The organism is Marinobacter guineae (genome assembly GCF_002744735.1).
In the GTDB taxonomy this organism is placed as follows: Bacteria; Pseudomonadota; Gammaproteobacteria; order Pseudomonadales; family Oleiphilaceae; genus Marinobacter; species Marinobacter guineae.
Map to the genome: position 1 here is coordinate 59,240 of NZ_KZ319343.1, position 22,296 is coordinate 81,535.

General features: G+C 55.8%; 18 protein-coding genes. 13 read left to right on the plus strand and 5 right to left on the minus strand.

Features of this window, described 5'->3' with window-relative positions; translation table 11 throughout:
• The first annotated feature begins 271 nt into the window (after window positions 1-271).
• The 5 genes from typA to CLH62_RS19070 all read left to right on the plus strand — a co-directional run bounded on the left by typA (window position 272) and on the right by CLH62_RS19070 (window position 6,196).
• A complete protein-coding gene (typA, locus tag CLH62_RS19050) occupies window positions 272-2,083 on the plus strand; it encodes a translational GTPase TypA (RefSeq protein WP_099619777.1) in 1,812 nt (603 codons plus the stop codon).
• Between the two features lie 141 nt (window positions 2,084-2,224).
• Window positions 2,225-3,187, plus strand: coding sequence for a prolyl aminopeptidase (gene pip / locus CLH62_RS19055; RefSeq protein WP_099619778.1), 963 nt, complete (start codon window positions 2,225-2,227; stop codon window positions 3,185-3,187).
• A 91-nt stretch (window positions 3,188-3,278) separates the two neighbouring features.
• Entirely contained in the window at window positions 3,279-3,737 is a 459-nt protein-coding gene (gene dtd / locus CLH62_RS19060; protein WP_099619779.1) for a D-aminoacyl-tRNA deacylase, read from the plus strand.
• Between the two features lie 498 nt (window positions 3,738-4,235).
• Entirely contained in the window at window positions 4,236-5,237 is a 1,002-nt protein-coding gene (locus CLH62_RS19065; RefSeq protein WP_099619780.1) for a porin, read from the plus strand.
• Window positions 5,238-5,329: 92 nt separating this feature from the next.
• On the plus strand, window positions 5,330-6,196 hold the full coding sequence (locus CLH62_RS19070; RefSeq protein WP_099619781.1) for a CYTH domain-containing protein: 867 nt from the start codon (window positions 5,330-5,332) through the stop codon (window positions 6,194-6,196).
• On the opposite strand, the gene CLH62_RS19075 is transcribed toward CLH62_RS19070, so the two are convergent.
• The gene (locus CLH62_RS19075) at window positions 6,193-7,341 is read right to left on the minus strand and encodes a potassium channel family protein (RefSeq protein ID WP_099619782.1); all 1,149 of its coding nucleotides are present in this window, start codon (window positions 7,339-7,341) and stop codon (window positions 6,193-6,195) included. The two genes, CLH62_RS19070 and CLH62_RS19075, sit on opposite strands and share 4 nt — an antisense overlap.
• An 80-nt stretch (window positions 7,342-7,421) precedes the next feature.
• Between CLH62_RS19075 and glnE the strand changes: the two genes are divergently transcribed.
• The 3 genes from glnE to CLH62_RS19090 all read left to right on the plus strand — a co-directional run bounded on the left by glnE (window position 7,422) and on the right by CLH62_RS19090 (window position 11,825).
• Window positions 7,422-10,328 (plus strand): bifunctional [glutamate--ammonia ligase]-adenylyl-L-tyrosine phosphorylase/[glutamate--ammonia-ligase] adenylyltransferase, encoded by a 2,907-nt coding sequence (glnE, locus tag CLH62_RS19080; RefSeq protein ID WP_099619783.1) that lies wholly within the window; start codon window positions 7,422-7,424, stop codon window positions 10,326-10,328.
• Between the two features lie 76 nt (window positions 10,329-10,404).
• Complete coding sequence (locus tag CLH62_RS19085) at window positions 10,405-11,331, plus strand: branched-chain amino acid transaminase (RefSeq protein ID WP_099619784.1); 927 nt, start codon at window positions 10,405-10,407, stop codon at window positions 11,329-11,331.
• 86 nt (window positions 11,332-11,417) lie between these two features.
• Complete coding sequence (locus tag CLH62_RS19090; RefSeq protein WP_099619785.1) at window positions 11,418-11,825, plus strand: DUF6165 family protein; 408 nt, start codon at window positions 11,418-11,420, stop codon at window positions 11,823-11,825.
• Between the two features lie 23 nt (window positions 11,826-11,848).
• Here the strand turns inward: CLH62_RS19090 and CLH62_RS19095 are convergent, their stop codons facing one another.
• Window positions 11,849-12,886, minus strand: a complete 1,038-nt coding sequence (locus tag CLH62_RS19095; RefSeq protein ID WP_099619874.1) for a glycosyltransferase family 9 protein — start codon at window positions 12,884-12,886, stop codon at window positions 11,849-11,851.
• Between the two features lie 158 nt (window positions 12,887-13,044).
• Between CLH62_RS19095 and CLH62_RS19100 the strand changes: the two genes are divergently transcribed.
• The 4 genes from CLH62_RS19100 to CLH62_RS19115 are packed head-to-tail and all read left to right on the plus strand — an operon-like array spanning window position 13,045 to window position 16,948.
• Entirely contained in the window at window positions 13,045-13,761 is a 717-nt protein-coding gene (locus CLH62_RS19100; RefSeq protein ID WP_099619786.1) for a 3-deoxy-D-manno-octulosonic acid kinase, read from the plus strand.
• A complete protein-coding gene (locus tag CLH62_RS19105; protein WP_099619787.1) occupies window positions 13,758-14,876 on the plus strand; it encodes a glycosyltransferase family 4 protein in 1,119 nt (372 codons plus the stop codon). The genes CLH62_RS19100 and CLH62_RS19105 overlap by 4 nt, the downstream gene beginning before the upstream one ends.
• Window positions 14,877-15,953: a CDP-glycerol glycerophosphotransferase family protein gene (locus CLH62_RS19110; protein WP_099619788.1), complete on the plus strand. Its 1,077-nt coding sequence runs from the start codon at window positions 14,877-14,879 to the stop codon at window positions 15,951-15,953.
• Entirely contained in the window at window positions 15,950-16,948 is a 999-nt protein-coding gene (locus tag CLH62_RS19115; RefSeq protein WP_099619789.1) for a polysialyltransferase family glycosyltransferase, read from the plus strand. Before CLH62_RS19110 ends, CLH62_RS19115 begins: the two co-directional genes overlap by 4 nt.
• On the opposite strand, the gene CLH62_RS19120 is transcribed toward CLH62_RS19115, so the two are convergent.
• From CLH62_RS19120 to CLH62_RS19130, 3 genes are read right to left on the minus strand one after another with little or no spacing between them, the layout of a single operon-like run.
• Window positions 16,940-18,964: an O-antigen ligase family protein gene (locus tag CLH62_RS19120; RefSeq protein ID WP_099619875.1), complete on the minus strand. Its 2,025-nt coding sequence runs from the start codon at window positions 18,962-18,964 to the stop codon at window positions 16,940-16,942. The genes CLH62_RS19115 and CLH62_RS19120 overlap by 9 nt on opposite strands.
• A 44-nt stretch (window positions 18,965-19,008) precedes the next feature.
• Window positions 19,009-19,914 carry a lysophospholipid acyltransferase family protein gene (locus CLH62_RS19125; protein ID WP_099619790.1) on the minus strand — a complete coding sequence of 302 codons (906 nt, stop codon included), beginning with the start codon at window positions 19,912-19,914 and terminating at the stop codon, window positions 19,009-19,011.
• Entirely contained in the window at window positions 19,911-21,332 is a 1,422-nt protein-coding gene (locus tag CLH62_RS19130) for a mannose-1-phosphate guanylyltransferase/mannose-6-phosphate isomerase (RefSeq protein ID WP_099619791.1), read from the minus strand. The genes CLH62_RS19125 and CLH62_RS19130 overlap by 4 nt, the downstream gene beginning before the upstream one ends.
• 133 nt (window positions 21,333-21,465) lie before the next feature.
• On the opposite strand from CLH62_RS19130, the gene CLH62_RS19135 reads away from it, so the two are divergent.
• Window positions 21,466-22,263 carry a glycosyltransferase family 2 protein gene (locus tag CLH62_RS19135; RefSeq protein ID WP_099619792.1) on the plus strand — a complete coding sequence of 266 codons (798 nt, stop codon included), beginning with the start codon at window positions 21,466-21,468 and terminating at the stop codon, window positions 22,261-22,263.
• The last annotated feature ends 33 nt before the right edge of the window (window positions 22,264-22,296 follow it).

Here is a 22,296-nt window from a genome sequence, read left to right on the forward strand (position 1 = left end):
AATTGTTTGGGTGCGCTAAATGAGTGCGCGGCATCGCCCAAAGAGTAGGCGTTTTTCTTCATATTAACGACACAGACTTTTCGCTATACTACGCGCCGCTTCATTTTCACCCTGCCATTTTGAGATTCGGGATCGAGAAGATCCATGCAGGGTGCCGGGCAACCAGTCCCGGTGAATGAGTTCATTTTACGGATTTGAGACGGCATGTGCGGGGATTCTCCCTTCGAACGACCCTCTCAGGTCATTTAGTGCATGCCGCAGGATTATTTTTGTGATTGAAAAACTTCGTAATATCGCCATTATTGCCCACGTTGACCATGGTAAAACCACGCTGGTTGATCAGCTGTTGCGCCAGTCCGGCACGTTGGACCGAAAAGAGCTCGAAAGCGAGCGGGTTATGGATTCCAACGACCAGGAAAAAGAGCGTGGCATTACCATTCTGGCCAAGAATACGGCCCTGAAATGGCACGACTACGACATCAACATCGTTGATACTCCGGGCCACGCTGACTTCGGTGGCGAGGTTGAGCGTGTCATGAGCATGGTCGACTGTGTATTGCTGGTGGTCGATTCCATCGACGGACCTATGCCACAAACCCGTTTTGTGACTCAAAAGGCGTTTGCCGCCGGCCTGCGCCCGATCGTGGTGGTCAACAAGATTGACCGTCCTGGTGCCCGTCCGGACTGGGTTGTGGACCAGGTGTTTGATCTGTTCGACAACCTGGGTGCGACTGATGAACAGTTGGACTTTCCTATTGTTTTCGCCAGTGCCCTGAATGGCATTGCGGGCATGGATCACGAAAAACTGGATGACAACATGGATGCCGTGTTCCAGGCGATCGTTGATCATGTGCCTGCACCGAACGTCGATATGGACGGTCCGTTCCAGATGCAGATTTCCCAGCTGGATTACAACAGTTTCCTGGGCGTGATCGGTATTGGTCGCATCGCGCGGGGCAAGATCAAAACCAACTCGCCGGTGACCGCGGTTGGGGCCAATGGCAAGAAGCGCAATGGTCGTATCCTCAAGATCATGGGGCACTCTGGCCTACAGCGCGTTGAAGTGGATGAAGCACAGGCCGGCGATATTGTCTGCGTGAGCGGTATGGATCAGCTGTTTATCTCGGATACGCTGTGTGATCAGGCCAACGTTGAGGCCCTGCCGCCACTTACGGTGGATGAGCCGACCGTATCAATGACCTTCCAGGTAAACGATTCGCCCTTTGCCGGCCGGGAAGGCAAGTATGTCACCAGCCGGAACATCAAGGAGCGCCTGGAGAAGGAATTGCTGCACAACGTGGCATTGCGCGTTGAAGAAGGCGAGTCGGCAGATAAGTTCAAGGTGTCCGGTCGTGGTGAGCTGCACTTGTCGGTGCTGATTGAGAATATGCGCCGCGAGAACTTCGAGCTGGCCGTAGGTCGCCCGGAAGTTGTCATCAAGGAAGTGGATGGCGTGAAGCAGGAGCCCTACGAAAATGTCATCGTCGACATTGAAGAGCAGCATCAGGGCCCGATCATGGAGCAGATGGGTCTGCGTAAAGGTGATCTGACCAACATGGTACCGGACGGCAAGGGGCGGATGCGCCTTGAGTACACCATTCCGGCCCGCGGCCTGATCGGTTTCCGAAATACCTTCCTGACCATGACTTCAGGCAGCGGTATTCTGACCTCGACCTTCAGTCATTACGGCCCCGTCAAGGTTGGTGATGTGACCAGCCGCCAGAACGGTGTCATCGTCTCCATGGCGACCGGAACAGCACTGACCTATTCTCTGGAAACTCTGCAGAGCCGTGGCAAGCTGTTCCTGGACCCGGGTCAGGAAATCTACGAAGGCCAGCTTTGCGGTATCCATAGCCGTGATAACGATCTGGTGGTTAACCCCACCAAGGGCAAGAAGCTGGACAACATGCGTGCCTCCGGCAAGGATGAAGTTATCGCGCTGGTGCCGCCCATCAAGCATACGCTTGAGCAGGCGCTGGAGTTTATCGATGACGACGAACTGGTAGAGGTGACGCCGAAATCGATTCGCCTTCGGAAGAAGCTTTTGACCGAGAACGAGCGGAAGCGGTCGAACAAAAAGTAAGCCATTGATTGAAACAGGGGCCAGAAGAACGTTTTCTTCTGACCCCGGGCTCATCTCGAAAAGGGCAGATGAAATTCTCATCTGCCCTTTTTTCATTGGCGTAAGCTAAACTCCGGTTAAATCCTTACTTCGGAGCGCTTCATGCTCACCCTGTACCCTGAAATCAAACCCAACGCCCAACACCGTATTGCCGTTGATGCGCCGCATGAACTCTATGTTGAAGAAAGCGGCAACCCGGATGGCATCCCGGTTCTTGTGGTCCATGGCGGGCCCGGCGGAGGCTGTGAGGACTACCATCGCCGCTTCTTCGATGCCGAACGTTTCCGGATCATTCTGATGGACCAGCGCGGCGCAGGAAGGTCGACGCCATTGGCGGAACTTGAAGGCAACAGCACGGAAAAGCTGGTTGAAGATATGGAGGCTGTGCGCTCCTTCCTCGGTGTCGACAAATGGCTTCTGTTTGGTGGAAGCTGGGGGTCGACCCTGAGCCTGGTCTATGCCCAGGCCCACTCCGAGCGTGTTTTGGGGTTGGTTTTGCGAGGCATCTTTCTCTGCCGTCCCCGCGATATCCAGTGGTTTTACCAGGATGGCGCAAGCCGGGTGTTCCCGGATTACTGGGCAGACTTTGAGGCACAGATTCCCGAGGCAGAGCGTGACGACATGGTCTCAGCTTATTATCAGCGGCTAACCAGTACCAACGAACTGGAGCAGATTCAGGCCGCCAAGGCCTGGTCTGTGTGGGAGGGTCGGTGCGCAACCCTGCATCCGAATCCGAGGGTGGTTGAGCATTTTGGTCATCCTCATGTTGCCATCGCCCTGGCTCGAATCGAATGCCACTATTTCATGAATTCCTCATTCCTGGAGCCTGATCAGATCCTGCGGGATGCCGGCAAACTGTCGGACATTCCGGGCGTCATCGTCCATGGCCGTTATGATATGGTCTGCCCTCTCGAGAACGCCCTGGCGCTAAGCATGGTCTGGCCGGAAGCGGAGCTTCAGATTATTCGGGATGCCGGCCATTCCGCTTCCGAGCCTGCGATTGTCGATGCCCTGATTCGTGGTGTTGAGTCAGTTGTTGCCAAAACCGAGAAAAGTGTCGGTTGAATTCCATTCTCAGGGTTGCGGCCTTTGAGCGCCGTGGATAAACTCTCTGCCGATCATATTTCTAACTGTTCATTCGTCCTCTGGGAATTTGATGAAAGGACTGATTCAGCGAGTATCGGAAGCCAGTGTCACAGTGGATGGTGAGCAGATAGCCTCGATAGGAACCGGGTTGCTAGTGCTGCTGGGTGTCGAAAAGGGCGATGTAGAAAGTGCGGCAAGAGAGCTATGCCGTAAAATCCTGACTTACCGTGTATTCCCCGATGACGCAGGCCGGATGAATCGAAGTCTGGCAGATATCGGGGGTTCCCTCCTTATAGTCCCACAGTTTACGTTGGCGGCCGATACCTCATCGGGCACGCGGCCGGGGTTTTCAACTGCCGCCGGGCCTGATGTGGCGAACCGGCTGTACCGACTGTTTGTGGCTGAGGCCAGCTCCGGGCTGGGTCCTGAAAAAGTGGGTGAGGGCGAGTTCGGTGCCGATATGAAAGTCGGTCTGGTGAATGACGGGCCGGTAACCTTCCTGCTTGAGGTCGGACAAAGGCGCGAATAAGTACTTGCACTAATATCAGGCATCTTCTCTGTCACTGGGTTTTGTTGGTGCAAAAATGCCGGTAAATGAGAATAAGAATATTAGAAAACGTACTTTTGTTTATTTTAAGATCATGATTTATAAGGGTTAATGTAATTTTGGCCTCGGAATTGAAATGTAACCGTCACGCAGCTCGTGAGCACGATAAAGCATAAACACTTGCGTTCCTGGTGCCAAAAGAGCTAAAAATGCACCGTCAATTATTTGCAAAAAGCGAATGGTTGTATTAAAACAGGTTCATCACGCAGAGCTTTAACAATGCTCTGTAACTAATTGAGCCATATAGAGCTGCCTTTCGGTGGTTTTAATCAAAAAAGAAGAAAAGTTACTTCGTTGTCACAAAACTGACATCGGCGTAATGCAGAATCGGCCTCATCCAGCCTGACTGGTGAAGCCTTACAAAATCGGGATAAGAACCCGTCGCTAAAACCTGAGTTAACTCAAAAAGGAAGACGCAACATGAAAAAAACACTCATCGCATCTGCTATTGCAGCCGCTACTTTCTCTGGCGCTGTCGCGGCCCAGGAAAGCAACATGCCGACCGTGTACGGTAACATCCAGTACGCACTCTCCCATACCAACGTAGACGGCGCCGGTTCAACCGTAGACCATTTCGATAACGGCACCACTCTGGGTGTTAAGCACGACCACGAAATTGCACCGGGCATCACTGGCTTCCTGAAGATGGAGCTGGAAGGTATCAACGCTGATGACAAGGCTGCGAGCAGTGGCATTGACAAGCTTGACGAAGCTTACATCGGTATCAAAGGCGATAGCTTTGGTCAGGTGTGGGTTGGTTCAGATGATTCCACTTACGAAAGCGCTATCGACAAGATCGTAAACTTCCACGAAGTTGGTACTGGCATTGGCGGGAGTTATAGTACTGGTGAAGGCGATCTGATTCAGTATATGTCCCCGTCCTTCGGTGGCCTGACCCTGGGTGGCGCTGTCCAGGTGAATGGAGACGGCGATGCAAGCAAGAACGGCAAGTCTTATCCGTATCAGTTGGCTGCAATCTACTCTGTTGACGCTCTGGAGCTGGCCTTTGCCATGGACTCCAACGACGGCAACACGCTCTACTCCAAGACTACCCCTGACGTAAACAACGAAAACACCTACGGTCTTCGTGCAACTTATGCCATGGGTGATCTGAGTCTGACCGGTGAATACCAGACTCGTAAAGACGTGTCTAACGAGTTCGGTTTGATTGGTGTATACGCCCTGGGCGCCAACCAGTTCTCACTGGCTTACCAGGTGGTTGAAGACGATTCCCCGGGCGCATCCAATGGCGACAAGGAAGACGTCATCGCCCTGCAGGCTCTCCACAACCTGTCTGACAACATGTACGTCTACTTCGAAGGCTACATGTACTCCTCAGACGATGCAGCTGCATACTCTCTTGAGAGCGGTTCCGGCGACGAGCAGACTGTCGCAGCTGTTGGTGGTGTTTACTACTTCTGATCAGCCAATCGGCTAATCCTGTAGTATGAAAACCGGCGACCTTCGGGTCGCCGGTTTTTCTGTTTCTGAAATCTGAAAAAAGGGCTGTTGCCATGGCAACCGAACTGGAGATAAAACTCAGCGTTTCTGAATCTGCTCAAGAGCAGGCAGTGCAGTGGCTTTCTGCCCGCCCTGAGGTTCGCCCCGGAAAAAAGAAGTCGCTGGTCAATCGCTATTTTGATACCCCGGATGCCGACCTGAATCGGGCCAGGGCTGCCTTGAGGGTTCGCAAGGCGGGCGACTCCTACATCCAGACTCTGAAAACCCGCGGTGAGTTTGTCGATGGCGCCCATTGCCGGCAGGAGTGGGAATGGCCGTTAAACGGTCCGGAGCTGGACCTCTCGCTGCTTGAGGATACTCCGCTTGGGGACGAGCTTGATCTCGAACAATTGCAGGTTGTCTTCGAGACCAACTTTCAGCGCCAGGTTCTTTGGCTGGAGGATGGTCAATCCCTGATTGAGGTGGCCGTGGACTCCGGCAGCATTGTCGCGGGCCAGGCCCGATGGCCACTGTATGAGGTGGAGCTTGAGCTGAAATCCGGGGATGGCAGAAAACTGGTGGAATGGGCGCTTGCACTGGCCCGGGAAGTGCCGGTATTTCTGAATCTCGTCAGTAAGGCGGAGCAGGGCTATTTTCTTGCGGGGATTTATCATCCGGAAGTAATCCCGGCAGGTGCTTCCTTCTCCGTTACCGGATTTCTCCAGGCGTTGAGCGTCAGTTGGTTGCTGGACCAGCCATTTGCGGTGAAGGAGTATGACCTCGTGCAGGTCGCAAAAGCGGCGGACGCCGCAGGTTGCAGGGACCTGTGGGAGCAGGTAAGCGCCGAACTCGCCCGGGGAGACCGCGTCCGTGATCTTGCCAACGGCTCCAGCGAGTTGGGCGTGCTTCAGTTGCAGCTTGCTGCTGCAGGTAGTGACTAACCGTCATTTTCCGGCTTGGCTGCATGGTCGCGCCATTGTTTAAGGAACACCCGATAACGCTCCAGGGCTTCCTCTACAACAGACACGTCCGGTGTTTCAGCTGATTTAACGAGCACAATAAGGCCTTTACCTTCTACCTCTTTGTTGGTCGCCGGGTGGCAGATGACCTCGTTATCGTTATCGATGTAGGCCAGCGCAGTGCCGATGCCATGGCGTACCAGGGCACTGACGATATCGGCCCAGTCCAGGTCATCCAGTTTCAGGTCGTAGCGATGGGGGTGGTCGTGTTCATAGTTGAACATATCTTCCAGAACCTTTTCCGACCCAGGCGCCACCACTGAACGCACCATGATTTCAGGGTAGGTTCGCACCGGGCGGATGGTCGTTCGTATTCCCAGTGCCTTGAAGCGCCCCCGGTTGTCGTCAGTTACGCACTCAACGATGGTGTGATTCCCGAGATTCAGCTCTGTCAGTCGATGGGCGATGTCGAACGTCAGGCTGTCCGAATAGGGATCCGCTTCATCGGCGGCGAGCACGATAATGTGTCTTGCACTGCCTGCGTGAACCGCTTTCAGAGACTCCGCTTCAAAACCGGCACCGTGATAGTGCACAACCCCGATGTCGGATAATTCCGTTGGCAGGCCTGAGGGAAACTGACGCGTCAGGATTATGATTGGAATGGTTTCGTAGCCCGGTATCGCGCGAATCTGGGAGGCAAACCGCATGAAGTACTGTTCGCCGCCGTGCTTGGGGGTGTTGATGATCACGATATGGTCGTTCATTTTGTAAGTCCATTTTCCCATCAGAATGCGTTCCCGGCGATAGAACCGGTATTCGATGTAATCACTGATGATCAGCGTCAGCATGGTGATTGCGCCAACAAACATGATCAGTATCGTGCTGATCCGGCCCGCGTAGGTCTTTGGTGCGAAGTCGCCATAGCCCACGGTGGATATGGTTGTCATGGTGATCCAGACTGATTCGAACAGGGTCAGCTCTTCGACCGTCCAGATAACCAGAATCTGGAGCACCAGCAGACCAGCGAGGATCAGGAGCAGGCGTTTCATCCGGTGGCGTATCAACCCCCCCATAGGGAGGTGGGTTGACTGATGCTCCGGGTTTAGCGGGCGGCGGTTTCTCTGCATCCGGCGGGTCGGCCTGTTCAGTTGCGGGTGAGTTCGTTATACAGTACCGGAAATATACCAGAGAGACAGGGGTTTGCATTATGTCCGAGCCATGGCACAGCCTTCCAAAACCGTTAGCCGAAGATGTGGCCTCATGCTGGCAATCGGTTTTTCCGGATGGGGTTCCAGGATGGCTGATTTCGGCTGCGGAAATGAACGAGGCTGTGGTGGCCGGTGCACTGTCCCGTAGTTTGTTCCTGCGCCAGACCCTTGAACGGCATGCGGAGCAGGTAAAGTCCCTGCTTGAATCGCGACAACTTACGGAGCCGACAACCCCTGAGTATCTGGAGCAGCGATGGCAGGAATACCTGGAAGAAGTGGACGGTGAGCCCGCGTTGCATTCCGCATTGCGCCAATTCCGCCGGGAATCCCAGTTCCGGGTTATCTGGCGGGATCTGCTGCGCTGGGCGGACCTGGCCGAAACCATGGCGGCGACCAGTGCCTTTGCAGAGATCTGCATTGATGGCGCCCTGGACTGGCTTTACCTGGATGCATGTGAACAACATGGCACGCCCAGGGGCGCGGACCCGGTGACAGGTGAAGAGGCAGACCAGAAAATGGTTGTCCTCGGGATGGGCAAACTGGGCGGCCGTGAGCTGAACGTGTCGTCCGATATTGACCTGATTTTTGCCTTTCCCTCTAAAGGCGAAACCCGAGGCGGGCGGCGCTCTATGGATAACCAGCAGTTTTTCGTCCGCCTTGGTCAGCGGCTGATACAGGCTCTGGACCAGATTACAGCAGACGGTTTCGTGTTTCGCGTGGACATGCGCCTGCGGCCTTACGGACAAAGCGGCGCGCTTGCTCTGAGCTTCGCGGCCCTGGAAACCTACTACCAGGACCAGGGCCGGGACTGGGAGCGTTACGCCATGGTCAAGGCCAGGGTAGTAGCCGGTGATCAGCGGGCGGGTAAGGTGTTGACGGAAACCCTGCGGCCGTTTGTTTACCGCAAATACATTGATTTCAGCGCTTTCGAATCCCTCCGCAGTATGAAGGCCATGATCAGCCGGGAAGTTCGACGCAAGGGGCTGGAAAACAACATCAAGCTGGGCAGCGGTGGCATTCGTGAAATCGAGTTTGTGGTCCAGGCCTTCCAGCTGATTCGCGGTGGCCGCGATCGCGAACTCCAGCAGCGGGAGCTGCTGGTAATTCTGAAAGAGTTGGAAGAGCTGGAGCTTCTGCCTTCTCAGGTGGTCAGGGAATTGCGTGATGCCTATGTGTTTCTGCGCAACCTTGAACACGCTTTGCAGGGTATGGAAGACAAGCAGACCCAACTGCTGCCGGAAGACGAGGTGTCCCAGGCCCGGGTAGCGATGATCATGGGTTTTGAAAGCTGGCAAGCTTGTGAGGAGGCGCTTCGGGAACATCGGGAGCGCGTTGCCACCCACTTCGCCAATATCATTGCCACGGAAGAAGATGATGAGGAGGGTCCGGCATCACTGGACGAAGGCTGGTTCGAACTCTGGCTGGAGGAGATGGATGAAGGTGCCGCAGTCGAATGGCTGAAGTCCCGCAGCTACGAGAGCCCGGAGGCAAGCTATGCGAAGCTTGCCGAACTGCGCGAAGGTCGCACGGTTCAGACGCTGCAGACTCAGGGCCGGAAACGGCTTAATCAGTTTATGCCGGTGCTGCTGGAAGCCCTCACCGAGGTTGAGAGTCCGTCGGAGACTCTGTCGAGGGTTTTGCAGCTGGTAGAGGCGATTTTGCGGCGTACTGCCTACATGGTTTTGCTGCTCGAAAACCCCGGCGCCCGCACCCAGCTCGTTCGGTTGTGTAGTGAAAGCCCCTGGATTGCCAGCCAGCTGGCGGAAACACCGTTGCTCCTGGATGAGTTGCTTAACGCCGAGAGTCTTTACAATCCGCCGGCAAAAGCAGAGCTGCAGGACGACCTCCGACAGCAGATGCTGCGGATTCCCTTTGAGGATCTTGAAGAGCAGATGGAATCCCTGCGTCACTTCAAAAAGGCCCATATTCTTCGAGTAGCAGCTTCCGAACTGAAAGGGACGCTGCCGCTGATGAAAGTCAGCGACTATCTGACCTGGATCGCCGAGGTGGTGCTGGACCACGTGGTGGACGTGGCCTTCGCCAATCTGGTCAGCCGTCACGGGTATCCGAGAAGAGCCGATGGTTCCGCCTGCGAGACAGACTTCGCTATCATTGGCTATGGCAAACTCGGCGGGATCGAGCTGGGTTATACTTCCGATCTTGACCTGGTCTTCGTGCACAGCGCCAATCCGGAGCTGGCCACCGACGGTGAGAAGCCGATCGATAATGCGGTTTTCTACACCCGGCTGGGCCAACGGATTGTCCATATCCTCAATACCCAGACCCCGTCCGGCCAGCTCTACGAAGTGGATATGCGTCTCCGGCCGTCCGGCAACTCAGGCCTGCTGGTCAGTACACTGCAAGCCTTCGAAAAATATCAGCGCGAAGATGCTTGGACCTGGGAGCATCAGGCACTGGCCCGCGCCCGCGGCGTCGCCGGCTGCACCGAAACCCTGGAAGCGTTTGAATCGATCCGGCACACCACCCTCTGCCAATCCAGGGATCGAGACAAACTTCGCGCGGATGTGGTCGAAATGCGGGAAAAAATGCGTGTCAGCCTGGGCACGCCGGAGAGTCGACAGGCAGAGGTGTTCCACATCAAGCACGATACCGGCGGCATTATTGATATCGAATTTATGGTGCAATACCTGATGCTGGCATGGTGTTCCGAACATCCGGAACTGACCCAGTGGTCCGACAACATCCGGCAAATGGAGGAGTTGGGAAGGGCCGGTGTTATGGCCGTGGAGGACGCTGAAAAATTGCGGGAAACCTTCATTGCGCTGCGCTCTACCATTCACCGGCGGGCGCTCCAGAATCTCAATAGTCAGGTAGAAGGGGATGCCTTCCCGGAAGAGCGTGATTACATCCGTTCCATGTGGAAAAAAGTAATGATTGAGGCTTAAGGCAAATTCAATTCTGGCAGAATTTCCTGCTAGAATGCCGGTTCCCCGAAAACTGCTTTTTTAGGAGCAAAATAGAATGTCGATGGCTGACCGCGATGGCGTTATCTGGCTGGATGGTGAAATGGTTCCCTGGCGCGACGCCAAAACCCACGTCCTGACTCACACCCTGCATTACGGCCTGGGCTGTTTTGAAGGTGTGCGGGCCTACAACACCGCGAACGGTCCGGCTATTTTTCGCCTGAAAGAGCATACCGATCGCCTGTTCCGTTCCGCTCACATCCTGAACATGAAGATGCCGTTCAGCAAAGACGAGCTGAACGAGGCCCAGTGTGCGGCGGTACGTGAAAACAATCTGGACGAAGCCTATATCCGTCCGATGGCGTTTCTCGGTTCCGAGGGTATGGGCCTGCGAGCTGATAACCTCAAGGTGCACGTAATGGTTGCAGCCTGGAGCTGGCCTTCCTACATGTCTCCGGAAGCCAAAGAGATGGGAATTAAGGTGCGCACCTCTTCCTACACCCGTCACCATGTCAACATCACCATGTGCAAGGCCAAAGCCAACGGCAACTACATCAACTCAATGCTGGCCCTGAACGAAGCGATCTCTGGTGGCGCCGAGGAAGCCCTGCTGCTGGATAACGAAGGCTATGTGGCCGAGGGTTCCGGTGAGAATGTTTTCATCATGCGCGACGGCGTACTGCACACACCGGAACTGACCTCCTGCCTGGAAGGCATCACCCGCGCCACGATCCTCGATTTTGCCCGGGATCTGAATATTCCGGTGAAAGAGCGCCGCATTACCCGTGATGAGGTTTACATCGCCGATGAGGCCTTCTTTACCGGCACGGCGGCCGAAGTACTTCCGATCCGTGAGCTGGACGGCCGGATCATTGGCGCTGGCAAGCGTGGCCCGGTAACCGAGAAACTTCAGGCGATGTACTTTGACGCAGTGAAGGGCAAACTGCCCGAGCACAGTGGCTGGCTGACCCACGTCAAAGGTTGAGTTCAGAAAATTCGCAAGCCGCCGTTGACTGTCTCAGCCCGGCGGCTTTGTTTTTTATATATGAGATTTACCTGCGGAGCGGGCAAATGGCAGACGTAATCAAGGTACCGGTATCGTTTGGTGAGGTGCTGGACAAGATCACCATTCTCGAAATCAAATCCGAGCGCATCAAGGATGAGGCGAAAGTCAAAAACGTAAGGCTGGAGCTGGACGAACTGAGCGCCACCTGGGACGAGGCGGTAAAGGACAAGGCTTCCGAAATAGCCGACCTGCGCAAGGAACTGAAGGCCGTTAACGAAGAGCTTTGGGTGATCGAAGACGACATCCGCGACCAGGAAGCCGCCCAGGATTTCGGCCCCCGGTTTATTGAGCTGGCGCGGGCAGTGTACGTGACCAACGACAAGCGCGCCGCCATCAAGAAAGATGTGAACCTGGCCCTGGGCTCCCGTTTCGTGGAAGAAAAGTCCTACCAGGACTACACCGCCCGCAAGTGAAGTCTGGGGTCAGATGAACGCTTTCATCTGACCCCGTGTTCAGCAACCCACCGATCCAGCATGGCTATCGAATCCTCCACGGTAATCAATTCCATTGCCCCCTCAAACTCTGCCTTGGCCCCCCAGCGCGCCTGCTCGACGGTTTTCCCGGTAAACTTCTCAAGCGCTTCCGGGTAACGGTTTACACACCACTGCAGTGAGTTATAGGGCCCCGAGCGATAAGGGTTGCTTGCCGCATACAGACCAAGCACATCAGTGCCAACGGCGCTGGCAATATGGGCCGGCCCGGTATCGGGCGCCACCACCAGATCGGCGTGACTCATCAAAGCAGCCAGCTGTTTCAGGGTGTCCTTGCCGCAGATGTTGTGGGCTTTTTCCGCCATCGAAGATTCGATGGCAGCGCAGTACTCTGCCTCGGAAGGGGCGGGGCTGCCGACCAGAATGACCTTCATTCCGTGTTCCCGGATGGCATAGTCGGCGAGCTGAGCGTAATGCCTGGCGGGCCAGTTGCGGAGGGTGTGGCTGGCGCAGGGGCTGATGACAAGATTCCTTCGGTCGCTTGCCAACTGAGCCCTGGCAAAGCCATGGTCATCTTCGCTCAGTGGGATGTGCCAGCGTGGTGGTGCAGCTGTCAGCCCCAGTGGCTCAAGAAAACTGGCAAGGCAATCACGAACGTGTTGTTGTGCAGCGGGCTTGATCCGGCGATTGATGAATAGACTGTGCAGATCCTTGCTGCGGGCCTTGTCATAACCGACCCTGACCCTGGCGGGGATGCATGCCGCTGCCAGATTGGCGCGAAACGCCACCTGCATGTGAAGCAGGGCATCGAATTTTCGACCCTGCATCTGCCTGCGAAGATCCGAATAGCCCCTCCGCCCGGCCTTTTTGTCGAAAATGATAAATTCCACACCTGGCAGGTCACCCACCAGCCTGGCTTCGATCTTGCCAATTACCCAGGTGATCGTTACGCCAGGAATCTGTTCCTGAAGGCTCAGAACCACCGGTATCACGTGGGTCACGTCGCCGATGGCGGAGAGGCGAAGAATGCAGATGGAATTTATCAAATCGTGATCCATTTCAGGTTGGCGCCCGGTGCTGTGGAGCTTTGTCGGCATTCATTGGTAAACTGGCGGCCATTCTATCGTACTCGCGCTTGTCCGTCCCAGCGCGTGCGGGTTCGACTAGACCTCTTGTTCTGCTTCGGTGACCGGGTGCCAACATGGTGGAGTCTGAAATCTGTATTCGGGAAAGCGGCTCTGTAATGCTGATTCATCCCGATTACCGAGGTAGGGTTAGTGTCGACTGGTTCGATGCCGACTTTTGGGGCGATAAGGCCCGTCCGGTGAGCAGTGGTGGACGGGGCGGCGCCTGGTTTGTGCGGGCCGGAGATGACAGGCTGGTTCTCCGGGAGTATCGCCGTGGTGGTTTGATGGCCATGGTGGCGCAACACGCCTACGCGTACGTGCGTGAATCCGACGTACGCTCTTTTGCCGAGTTCCGTTTGCTGAACAAGCTGGTGACACTGGGGCTTCCGGTGCCTCGCCCTGTCGCGGCCTGGTACCGAAAGCTCTCTCCGGTACAATACCGGGCTGCCATCATGATCGAGCAACTTGAGGATACGGTGCCTCTGGCAGAGCTGATATTGACACTGGATAGCGAGGCCTGGGAATCGCTCGGAACAACCATTCGCCGTTTTCACGATGCCGGCGTTATGCATGCCGATCTCAACTGTTTCAATGTGCTTGTCCGGAGCGGAGAGTATTTTCTTATCGATTTCGACAAGAGCCGACTCATGAAGGACGGCGCCTCCGCTCGCTGGAAGGCAGCCAACCTTGATCGCTTTTCCAGATCCCTGGCAAAGGTCGCCGGGCAGCAGGTCCGGGAGCAGGTCTGGGATTCATTTTTGAACGGATACAACAGGGGAATGGCTACTTGACCAATCCACAGCAAGGCGGGTCACTACCGTCGATCCTTTGCCTTACGGATGCTTGTGATCGTCCGGAGAGCGAGCTTTTTATCGGTCTTAAAAGGGCCGGCTTTGATGTTGACGTCATGTGCAACCCCAAAGGCAGGAATTATCAACGCCTGCTGGACGAAGGGATGGTTGCCCAGCCCATGGCCTTGAAAAGCCGGTTTGATAAGGACGGGATATCGGCCATCCGTGAGCAGCTTGCCAAAAAGAACTATGAGGTGATTCACGCCTACAATCCGAGGGCGCTGGCATGCGGGCTTCGGGCCTCCCGGGGCAGGGATATCAAGGTGGTGGCTTACCGCGGGGTAATCGGAAACATCAGCTTTCTTAACCCGGAGTCCTGGATCACCTTTTTGCACCCGCGGGTCAGCAAGATTGTGTGCGTTGCCGATGCGATCAGGGATTACCTGGCGAGTCTTCGTTTTTTGGGGATGCATATTCCAGACAGGAAGCTCCAGCGAATCTACAAGGGGCACGACCTGGCGTGGTATCAGGCGTCCCCGGCAGACCTGACGCAGTTTGGCGTACCGGAAGATGCTTTCGTCGTGTGCTGTACCGGACGCAACAGCCCCCGGAAGGGGTTTGACGTCCTGATCAAGGCCATGGATGAGCTGCCGGCCGATGTCGATGCCCACCTGCTGCTGGTCGGGGATATGATCAACAATGACGAACTTCAGGCCCTGGCAGCCGGGTCTTCTCATCCGGAACGCATTCACTTTACCGGGTTCCGAAATGATGCACCTGCTATTGCCGCTGCCAGCAATGTGTTCGTCCTGCCATCAAAAGAGCGGGAGGGGCTGCCTAGAGCCGTTATCGAAGCCATGGCCTATGGTGTGACGCCTGTGGTGACTAATGTTGGTGGCATGCCGGAACTCGTTGAAGACGGGGTCAGTGGCCTGGTGGTTGCCCCTAACAACTCCGGCGAATTGTCGGCTGCCATTGAACGCCTTTATCGTGACAGGGAGTTGGCGTCGAGGCTTGGGCAAGCCGCGAGGGAAAGGATCGGCCGGGATTTTCACACATCACAAACCGTCAGAGAGACGGGTGAGCTCTACAAAGCACTGACGGGCAGGGGCTGAATGCGCCGGTATCTTTTTTTTGTCAATCAACCCTATTCCTATTCGATTCTTCGCCCGCTACAGGATGAAATTCGCCAGCGGGGCGATGAGGCCGCGTGGTTCGTCGCCGGCTGCTCGACAGCGCCGCTTCGTCCCGATGAGCGGCGTCTCGCGACCGTTAAAGAGGTGATGGACTACAAGGCTGATGCCACCTTTGTACCCGGAGACTGGGTGCCTTATTTTTTTCCCGGCATCAAGGTTGAAGTGTTTCATGGCATGGCACGAAACAAGCGTGGCCATAGCAGCGAAGACGACAGTGATCATTACCGGATCCGGGGCTGGTTCGATCTTTACTGCACCCACGCGATGAAGGATACAGCGAAGTTCCAGGAGCTGGCTCAGCAGTTTCAGCATTTTGCGGTCTCCCATACGGGGTGGCCCAAACTCGATCCGTTATTATCCCAGCCCGTTCGGGGTAAACGGCTGTGTTCGAACGCTGAGTTGCCCGTAGTGTTCTACGCTTCGACCTTCAGCCGTTCAGTAACTTCCGCGCCGGATCTGGTGGAAAAAATTGGTGAGCTTGCCCAAAGTGGTCGCTGGAAGTTTATCGTCACTTTGCATCCGAAGATGGACCCTTCCGTGGTTGAGAAATATCGGAAGCTGAACGGGGAAAACCTCCGCTTCGTCGAGAGTGACGAGGATCTGTTGCCTTTGCTGCCGCAGGCCGACGTTATGCTGTGCGATACCTCATCAATCATGTTCGAATTCATGTTCCTGGACCGCCCGGTTGTTACCCTTCGGACGAAAATGCCTGGCCCCTACCTGATTGATGTGCAGAACGTCGAAGACGTTGAGTCGGCTCTGGAGACGGCCGTTGAGTATCCCGAGGATCTGATGAATGAAACCCGGGCGCTTTGCGATGAACTGCACAGCTTCAGGGATGGTCAGTCCAGCGGCCGGGTTCTCGACGCCGTTGAAGACTTTCTGCTCAACAGACAAAGCGATCTGAAAAGCAAGCCACTGAATTTACTGAGAAAACTGAAGGTCAGGCGCCGGCTCCGCAACGAACTGGCAAGTATGCCTCCGGAGAGTTCGTGAAAAGCGCCTCACCTCTCAATGTGTTTGTTGCCAGCACACCTCTGCAATTGATCAGCTGTTCCGAGGCCCGTCACTTCTATGGCAGCAGCCGGGAAACCACGCTCTTGATTATTGCCCGGCCAGACAACCGTGAAACGGAGGAGCAAATGGCGTTTCTCGCGGAGGCGCTGGGCTGGCATGGAATTGAAACAATCCATCTGAAGAAAAGTTCGTTTTATCTGCGCCTTGGTGCTGTTGCACGAAACCTGGCAAGGCGGACAATAAAGCGGTTGTTCATAGGGAACAAATCCAGTTGGATTCATGAGGTGTTTTATCGGGGCTTCGACAGCGAGCAGCTGATTTTCGTGGATGATGGTCTGGCGACGGTGAGGTATTACCACGCAATCCACGACGAAGGAATTGCATCCCGGATTTCGTCTGGCAAAAAGCGCCTGCTGAGTGCCATGGGAATCCGGATCCACCGAACTGTTCCGGATGTCATTGCGTTTTTTACCTGCTTTCCCCTGCAAAGCTCTGACCTTGTCGAGGTTCAGGTTCACGACTTCCCGGTGTTCCGGGATACCTTTAAAACCTCAGCCCGGGACAGTGATCTAACGCCCCTGGTTGGGTTTCTCGGGCAGCCATTCGGAGGTGAGGATCGCCTCCAGCAACTGAGGCTCCAGATCCAGCATGTGGTGGAGCGTCACCCTGATAGTCCAATAGTCTATTTTATGCATCGGAAAGAGACCAGGGCGGATCTGGAGCGGGCGCTGGCCGGATTCCCGGTTGAAATCCGACAGGCAGGTCGCCCGATTGAAGTTGAAGTGGCGCTATCAGGAGAGACCTACATCGCCTTTTACAGCTTTGCCTCTACCGCCTTGTTCACGCTCAAGAAAATCTTCCCGGAAATGCAGGTGTTCCAGATTGATGACTCGGCCTTGAGTGCAAAGTTGCTCTACTATGGCGAGATAGTGGGAATGTTCAACAGCATTGGCGTAGAAACGACATCATTGTAAATCTTCATGGTTTTTGGGGCGCGCCGGCCGGTCCAGCGTCCACAACCCCGCATACTTGTTGAAGGTTACCTGAGCATAGGTGACCGCCGTCAGGTAGCCAACGGCGCCGTCCAGGAAACCAAAGCGTATGAAGAACACCTGCACGAAGGTCATTACCCCTCGCACCGTTGGATAAATCATGGTGCGGGTTTTCTTGCCCTTGCGGTGTTTTTCCAGTGAGCCGAGCCAGGCATATTTTGCACTTTTCTCCAGGGAGTGGCCGAAGTCCCGGTGAGTGTAATGGGTCAGGCGACCACGAAGGGTTTTGACCTTCCGGCCGGCGGGAATCAGGATCCGCTCGTGCACCAGTGCGTCAGAGAAGCTCACACCTTCCCGGCGGAATAGTCTGAGGGGAGCCCGGCCACTGCGCCCGAAATCAAGCCGGCTGCCGTAGATGGTGACCGCCCACGGAAGCTTGTAGGCGTCTGCATCCGGGTCCGCCAGGTGATGGTTGATTTCCCTGGCAAGCTCCGGGGTGATGCGTTCATCGGCATCCAGCGACAATACCCATTCACCCGTGGCTTTCTCGAGTGCTCGCTGTTTCTGGACTCCGAACCCTGGCCAGTCTGTCACCTCCACGACATCGGCCAACCCCCTGGCAATCTCGACCGTTCTGTCGGAGCTTCCGCTATCCAGGACAATGATCTCGTCCGCAACCAGTCGTGCCGATGTCAGGCAGTCGGCAATATGGTCTTCTTCGTTTTTCGTGATGACCGTCGCAGAGACCCTACGAGCCCTGTTACGAACGTAGGACCCACTCAGTTCCGTAAACATTGCGGAGGCGAGGGAGGCAACCGCGAGTAGGTAGAAGGTCAGAAACAGGGTCCGGTTGAAGGTGGCTTCGGTCAGCCCGAAGAAAAAGTATCCGGCACAGACCATGGTGCCGGCTGTCGCCAGGTGCGCCGTCGGAACATGACGGCTGAACAGGTGTCGCGCAAAAATGGCGAGCGGGATGAAAATGAGCAACGCCCAGCTGAGAATACCCGGGATGCCGCTGGTTGCAGCATTATTCAGCAAATCGTTGTGAGCGTGGCCGGTACAGCAGTCTATAAAGTGCTTTGACAGGTTTCCAGCCTCAACCTCCGATTCAATGCGATGGGTGTAACCGCCCAGGCCGACTCCGGTCCAGGGGTTTTCCCGGAACATGCTCCAGGCTTGTCCCCAGACTTCTATCCGGATTTCCATTCCAGTGTCCAGGTCACCGTCATGAAGCAGGCCGTTCAGTGAGTGGGACATACGGTCACTGGTTACGATTGCGCCGGCCACGAGAAGGGGAATTACAACCAGGCCGGCGATGCGCAGCCGTTTGCCGAGGAGCGGAATAAGCGCGACCAGAAGAAACGGCAGTGCAACCATGTTACTGCGGGTCTCCGAAAGCATGGAAATTACGATGGCTGCGGTTCCGGCCAGGAATAAAAGTGTGCCCACGATCCTGCGTTTTTCGCGGGTGAAGAAGATGGCAGCAACAATGGTTAACATGCCGCCCAGAAGTGCTAGATTGCCAAAACTGATCGGGTTGATCCCGCCACCAAAGCGAGAGTTCAATAGCTGATTAAAGGCACCCTGGCGGGCTGCTATGGTCGCCAGGAAAATCGCAATTACGGACACGGCGATCAGGCCAATGGCGGCAAACATAGTTCGGGCGCCAATCCGGGCATAAGTCACGGCAACGATTAACGGCCAGAACAGGATGAAGCGGGCATGGGTGCCCAGCGTTTTTCCGCCCTCGTAATCGAATCCTTCCAGAGTCCAGGACAGAAAACTGGCCAGCACAAAAAACCAGAAAGCGAAATGCAGCAACCGCAATTCTTTGGGTTTGTCCCATCCGGTTTTGTACAGAGACTTGCGAACACTGAGCACCATGCCTGCAAGGGCAAGTAGCAAGGTGGCACCGGCAAGAATGCTTGAGGACAGAAGGGCGCCTCCCAACCCTGCCATAAGAAGTGCGCTGAGAAGCAGTCTGGAGTGCGAGGTCATTGTGATATTTTCCGCATAGCTCGGTCTGGTGTTTTGTTGCGTGGTTAACATACACGATCGGGGTTGTAGGGGTTAATCGCTCCTGGCGGCCGATGACGCATCCGCTTGTACTCCCATTGATACTGCTCCGGGATTTCCCGGACGCACTGTTCAATGGCGTGATTCATGGCAGTTGTGGCGGCAACCGGATCGCTGTCGCCCAGGCCGGGCCCGGTTTCCCGGACGACGATTCGAAACCCTCTGGCGTTTGGCAGGCGTTCTGCATAAGTGATCAGGACATTGGCTCCGGTACGCTGAATGAGTTTGGAAGCGAGAGTCATGGTTTTTACTTCCATGCCGAAGAAGGGCGCAAAGGCATTGCCTTTACCCCGCGGTGACTGATCCGGCAGGATGCCGGCGACTCCGCCTTCCCGCAGGATCGAGGCCAGCCGGGCCAGGCCGCGTCGGTCGCCCCGGACCAGTTCGGAGCCAAGCCGACCGCGAACCTTGATCATGTAGTCCTCGAATTCGGGCATATTCGGGGGGCTGTAGAGTGCCGCCATCTTGTAGCGCGAAGAAAAAAACAGGCCGGCCAGCTCCCAGTTGCCAAGGTGCGGTGCGAGCAGGATCAGCCCCTTGTTACCGGCCATGGCGTCGTCAATCAGTTCAAGGCCTTCGGTTTCGCGGATCAGGCCAAGGCATTTTTCAACCGGCCATTCCCACATCAAAGGCACTTCCAGCATGGTCATGCCAGTCTGGGCCAGGGAGGCTTTTGACATGGCTGCGCGCTCGGGTCCGGAAAACTCAGGCAGGCAGATCGACAGGTTGATGTCGGTCACCTGGCGGGACTTGGTTGGCAGCCGCCACGCCAGATAGCCGACGAATCTGCCAGCCCTCTGGGCGCCAGCAAGAGAAAGCCAGCCGGCGATCCTGAGCAGGCCGGCGATAACGAAATACTTGAACTTGCTCATTTTCGGCCGTACCGGTCCTCATAGCGAACAATGTCGTCCTCGCCCAGGTATGAGCCTGACTGAACTTCAATAAGTTCCAGGTCTATCACGCCGGGGTTCTCCAGAGAGTGGACCTGGCCAATAGGAATGTAGGTGGACTGGTTCTCGGTCACCAGATAAGTCTTGTCGCCGTTGGTAACCCGTGCAGTGCCACTGACCACGATCCAGTGCTCGGCGCGGTGATGGTGCATTTGTACAGACAGCTTGGCACCGGGTTTTACCGTGATGCGCTTCACCTGGTAGCGGGCACCGTTGTCTATGGAGTCATAGACGCCCCATGGCCGGTAAACTTCCCGGTGGTTCATGTGTTCATGCCGGCCATCGTTCTTTATCTGCTCGACGATTGTTTTCACGTCCTGAACGCTGTCCTTGTGGGCTACCAGCAGCGCGTCCTTGGTTTCGATGACGACCAGGTTGTCCACGCCAAGGGTCGCCACCAGGCGGCTGTCTGCGCGCACGAGGGTGTTGGAGGTATTATGGGTAATCACATCCCCGGTCAGACTGTTGCCGTTCGGGTCCTTGTCGCTGACTTCCCAGAGTGCCGACCATGAGCCGATATCGCTCCAACCGGCATCCAGGGCAACCACGGCGGCCTTGTCGGTCTTTTCCATCACCGCGTAGTCAACAGAATCCGAGGGGCACTCGGCAAAGCGCTGGGCGCTTACCCGGGTAAAGTGAAGATCGTCAGCGGCATCGGCGATGGCGGCACGGCATGCGGTGAGAATGTCGGGGCGATAAGCTTCCAGTTCCTCAAGGTACTGGCGGGCACCGAACAGAAACATGCCACTGTTCCAGAGGTACTCTCCGGAGTCGAGGTAGCGGTTCGCTGTTGCCTGGTCAGGCTTTTCAACAAATTTGTCGACGGCGTAACTGTCCGGGCCCAGTTCGGTACCCCGGTGAATGTAGCCATAACCGGTTTCCGGATGGTGGGGGACGATGCCGAAGGTGACAAGTTTGCCTTCCCGGGCGAGGGGAATGGCCTTTGTGACTCCCTCCTGAAAGGCAGTGACATCCCTGATCAGATGATCAGCCGCCAGTACCAGCATCAGGGGATCATCGGTGCCGTTTTCCACGGATTCACACAACTGAAGGGCAGCCAGTGCGATGGCGGGGGCGGTATTGCGTCCGCACGGCTCAAGAATAATCCGGGTATCTTCGTGGCCGGATTGGCGCATCTGTTCTGCTGCCAGAAACCGGTGTTCTTCGTTGCAGATCAGCAGCGGGTTCGCTGTGTCCATGCCCTCAAGCCGCGCAACGGTGGCCTGCAGCATCGACAGGGGGCCGCTGGTCAGTTTCAGGAACTGTTTCGGGTTCAGCTGCCGGGACATCGGCCAAAGCCGTGAGCCGGTGCCGCCAGCCATAATGACGGGGTGAATCATGGGTGCACTCCGGGCTTGAGTTGGAGAATGCCTTGGAAAAACATCAAAATCAGGCGCGTAATCTTATCATAAGGCGACCATGATATTGTTCTGACCGATCTGTAAACTGACCGCCCAGCCACCAGGATTTGTGATGAAGCTACCGTTATCCGTTTATTACATCACCCAGGACGAAGAACTGCGACTGCCGGAATCCCTGGCAAAGGTTTCCGGCTGGGCTGATGAAATCATCGTAGTCGATTCCGGGAGTACTGACAGAACCCGTGAAATCGCAGAAGCCTCGGGCGCCCGCTTTGTTCATCATGACTGGCAAGGGTTCGCCTGCCAGAAAGCCTTCGCCGCCAGTTTGTGCCGGAATGACTGGGTGCTGGACCTGGATGCCGATGAAGTCCTTTCGGACGAGTTGGTGAGCAATATCAGGGAGCTGTTTTCAAAGCCCGTGGATTCCGACATTGCAGGTTTCAGAATGCGCTGGGTGCTCTCCCAGCCGAACCCCAGGCACCCATTCCGGCACGACAAATCAAAAAAAATCCTGAGGCTCTACAACCGCACCAAGGCCGTGATCGAGGGGGAAAAAGACAGCAACAATGACCGGCCGCAGGTAAAAGCCGGTCGGGTTCTGGATCTGAAAGGCGATGTCCTCCATCGCACTCTGATTTCGCTGCAGCAGATGGAGCGCAAGTACTGTCAGTTATCGACGGAACAGGCCCGCTTTCTGGCAGAAAAGGGCAGGAAGATCTCGAACGCCCGGCTGTTCGTGGAGTTTCCTGTGAAGTTTCTGAAATATTATCTGGTGCACCGGCAGGTATTGAACGGCTGGTTTGGCCTCAGTGTCGCAATCATTGCCGCCAACCGCAATTTCATGCGGCTGGCCAAGGCCAGGGAGTTGCAGATGCTGGCGGCCTTGGAGAAAGATCGTACGACCGACTGATCGAGCTCGAACAATCGTGGCCCCTGTGTCCGC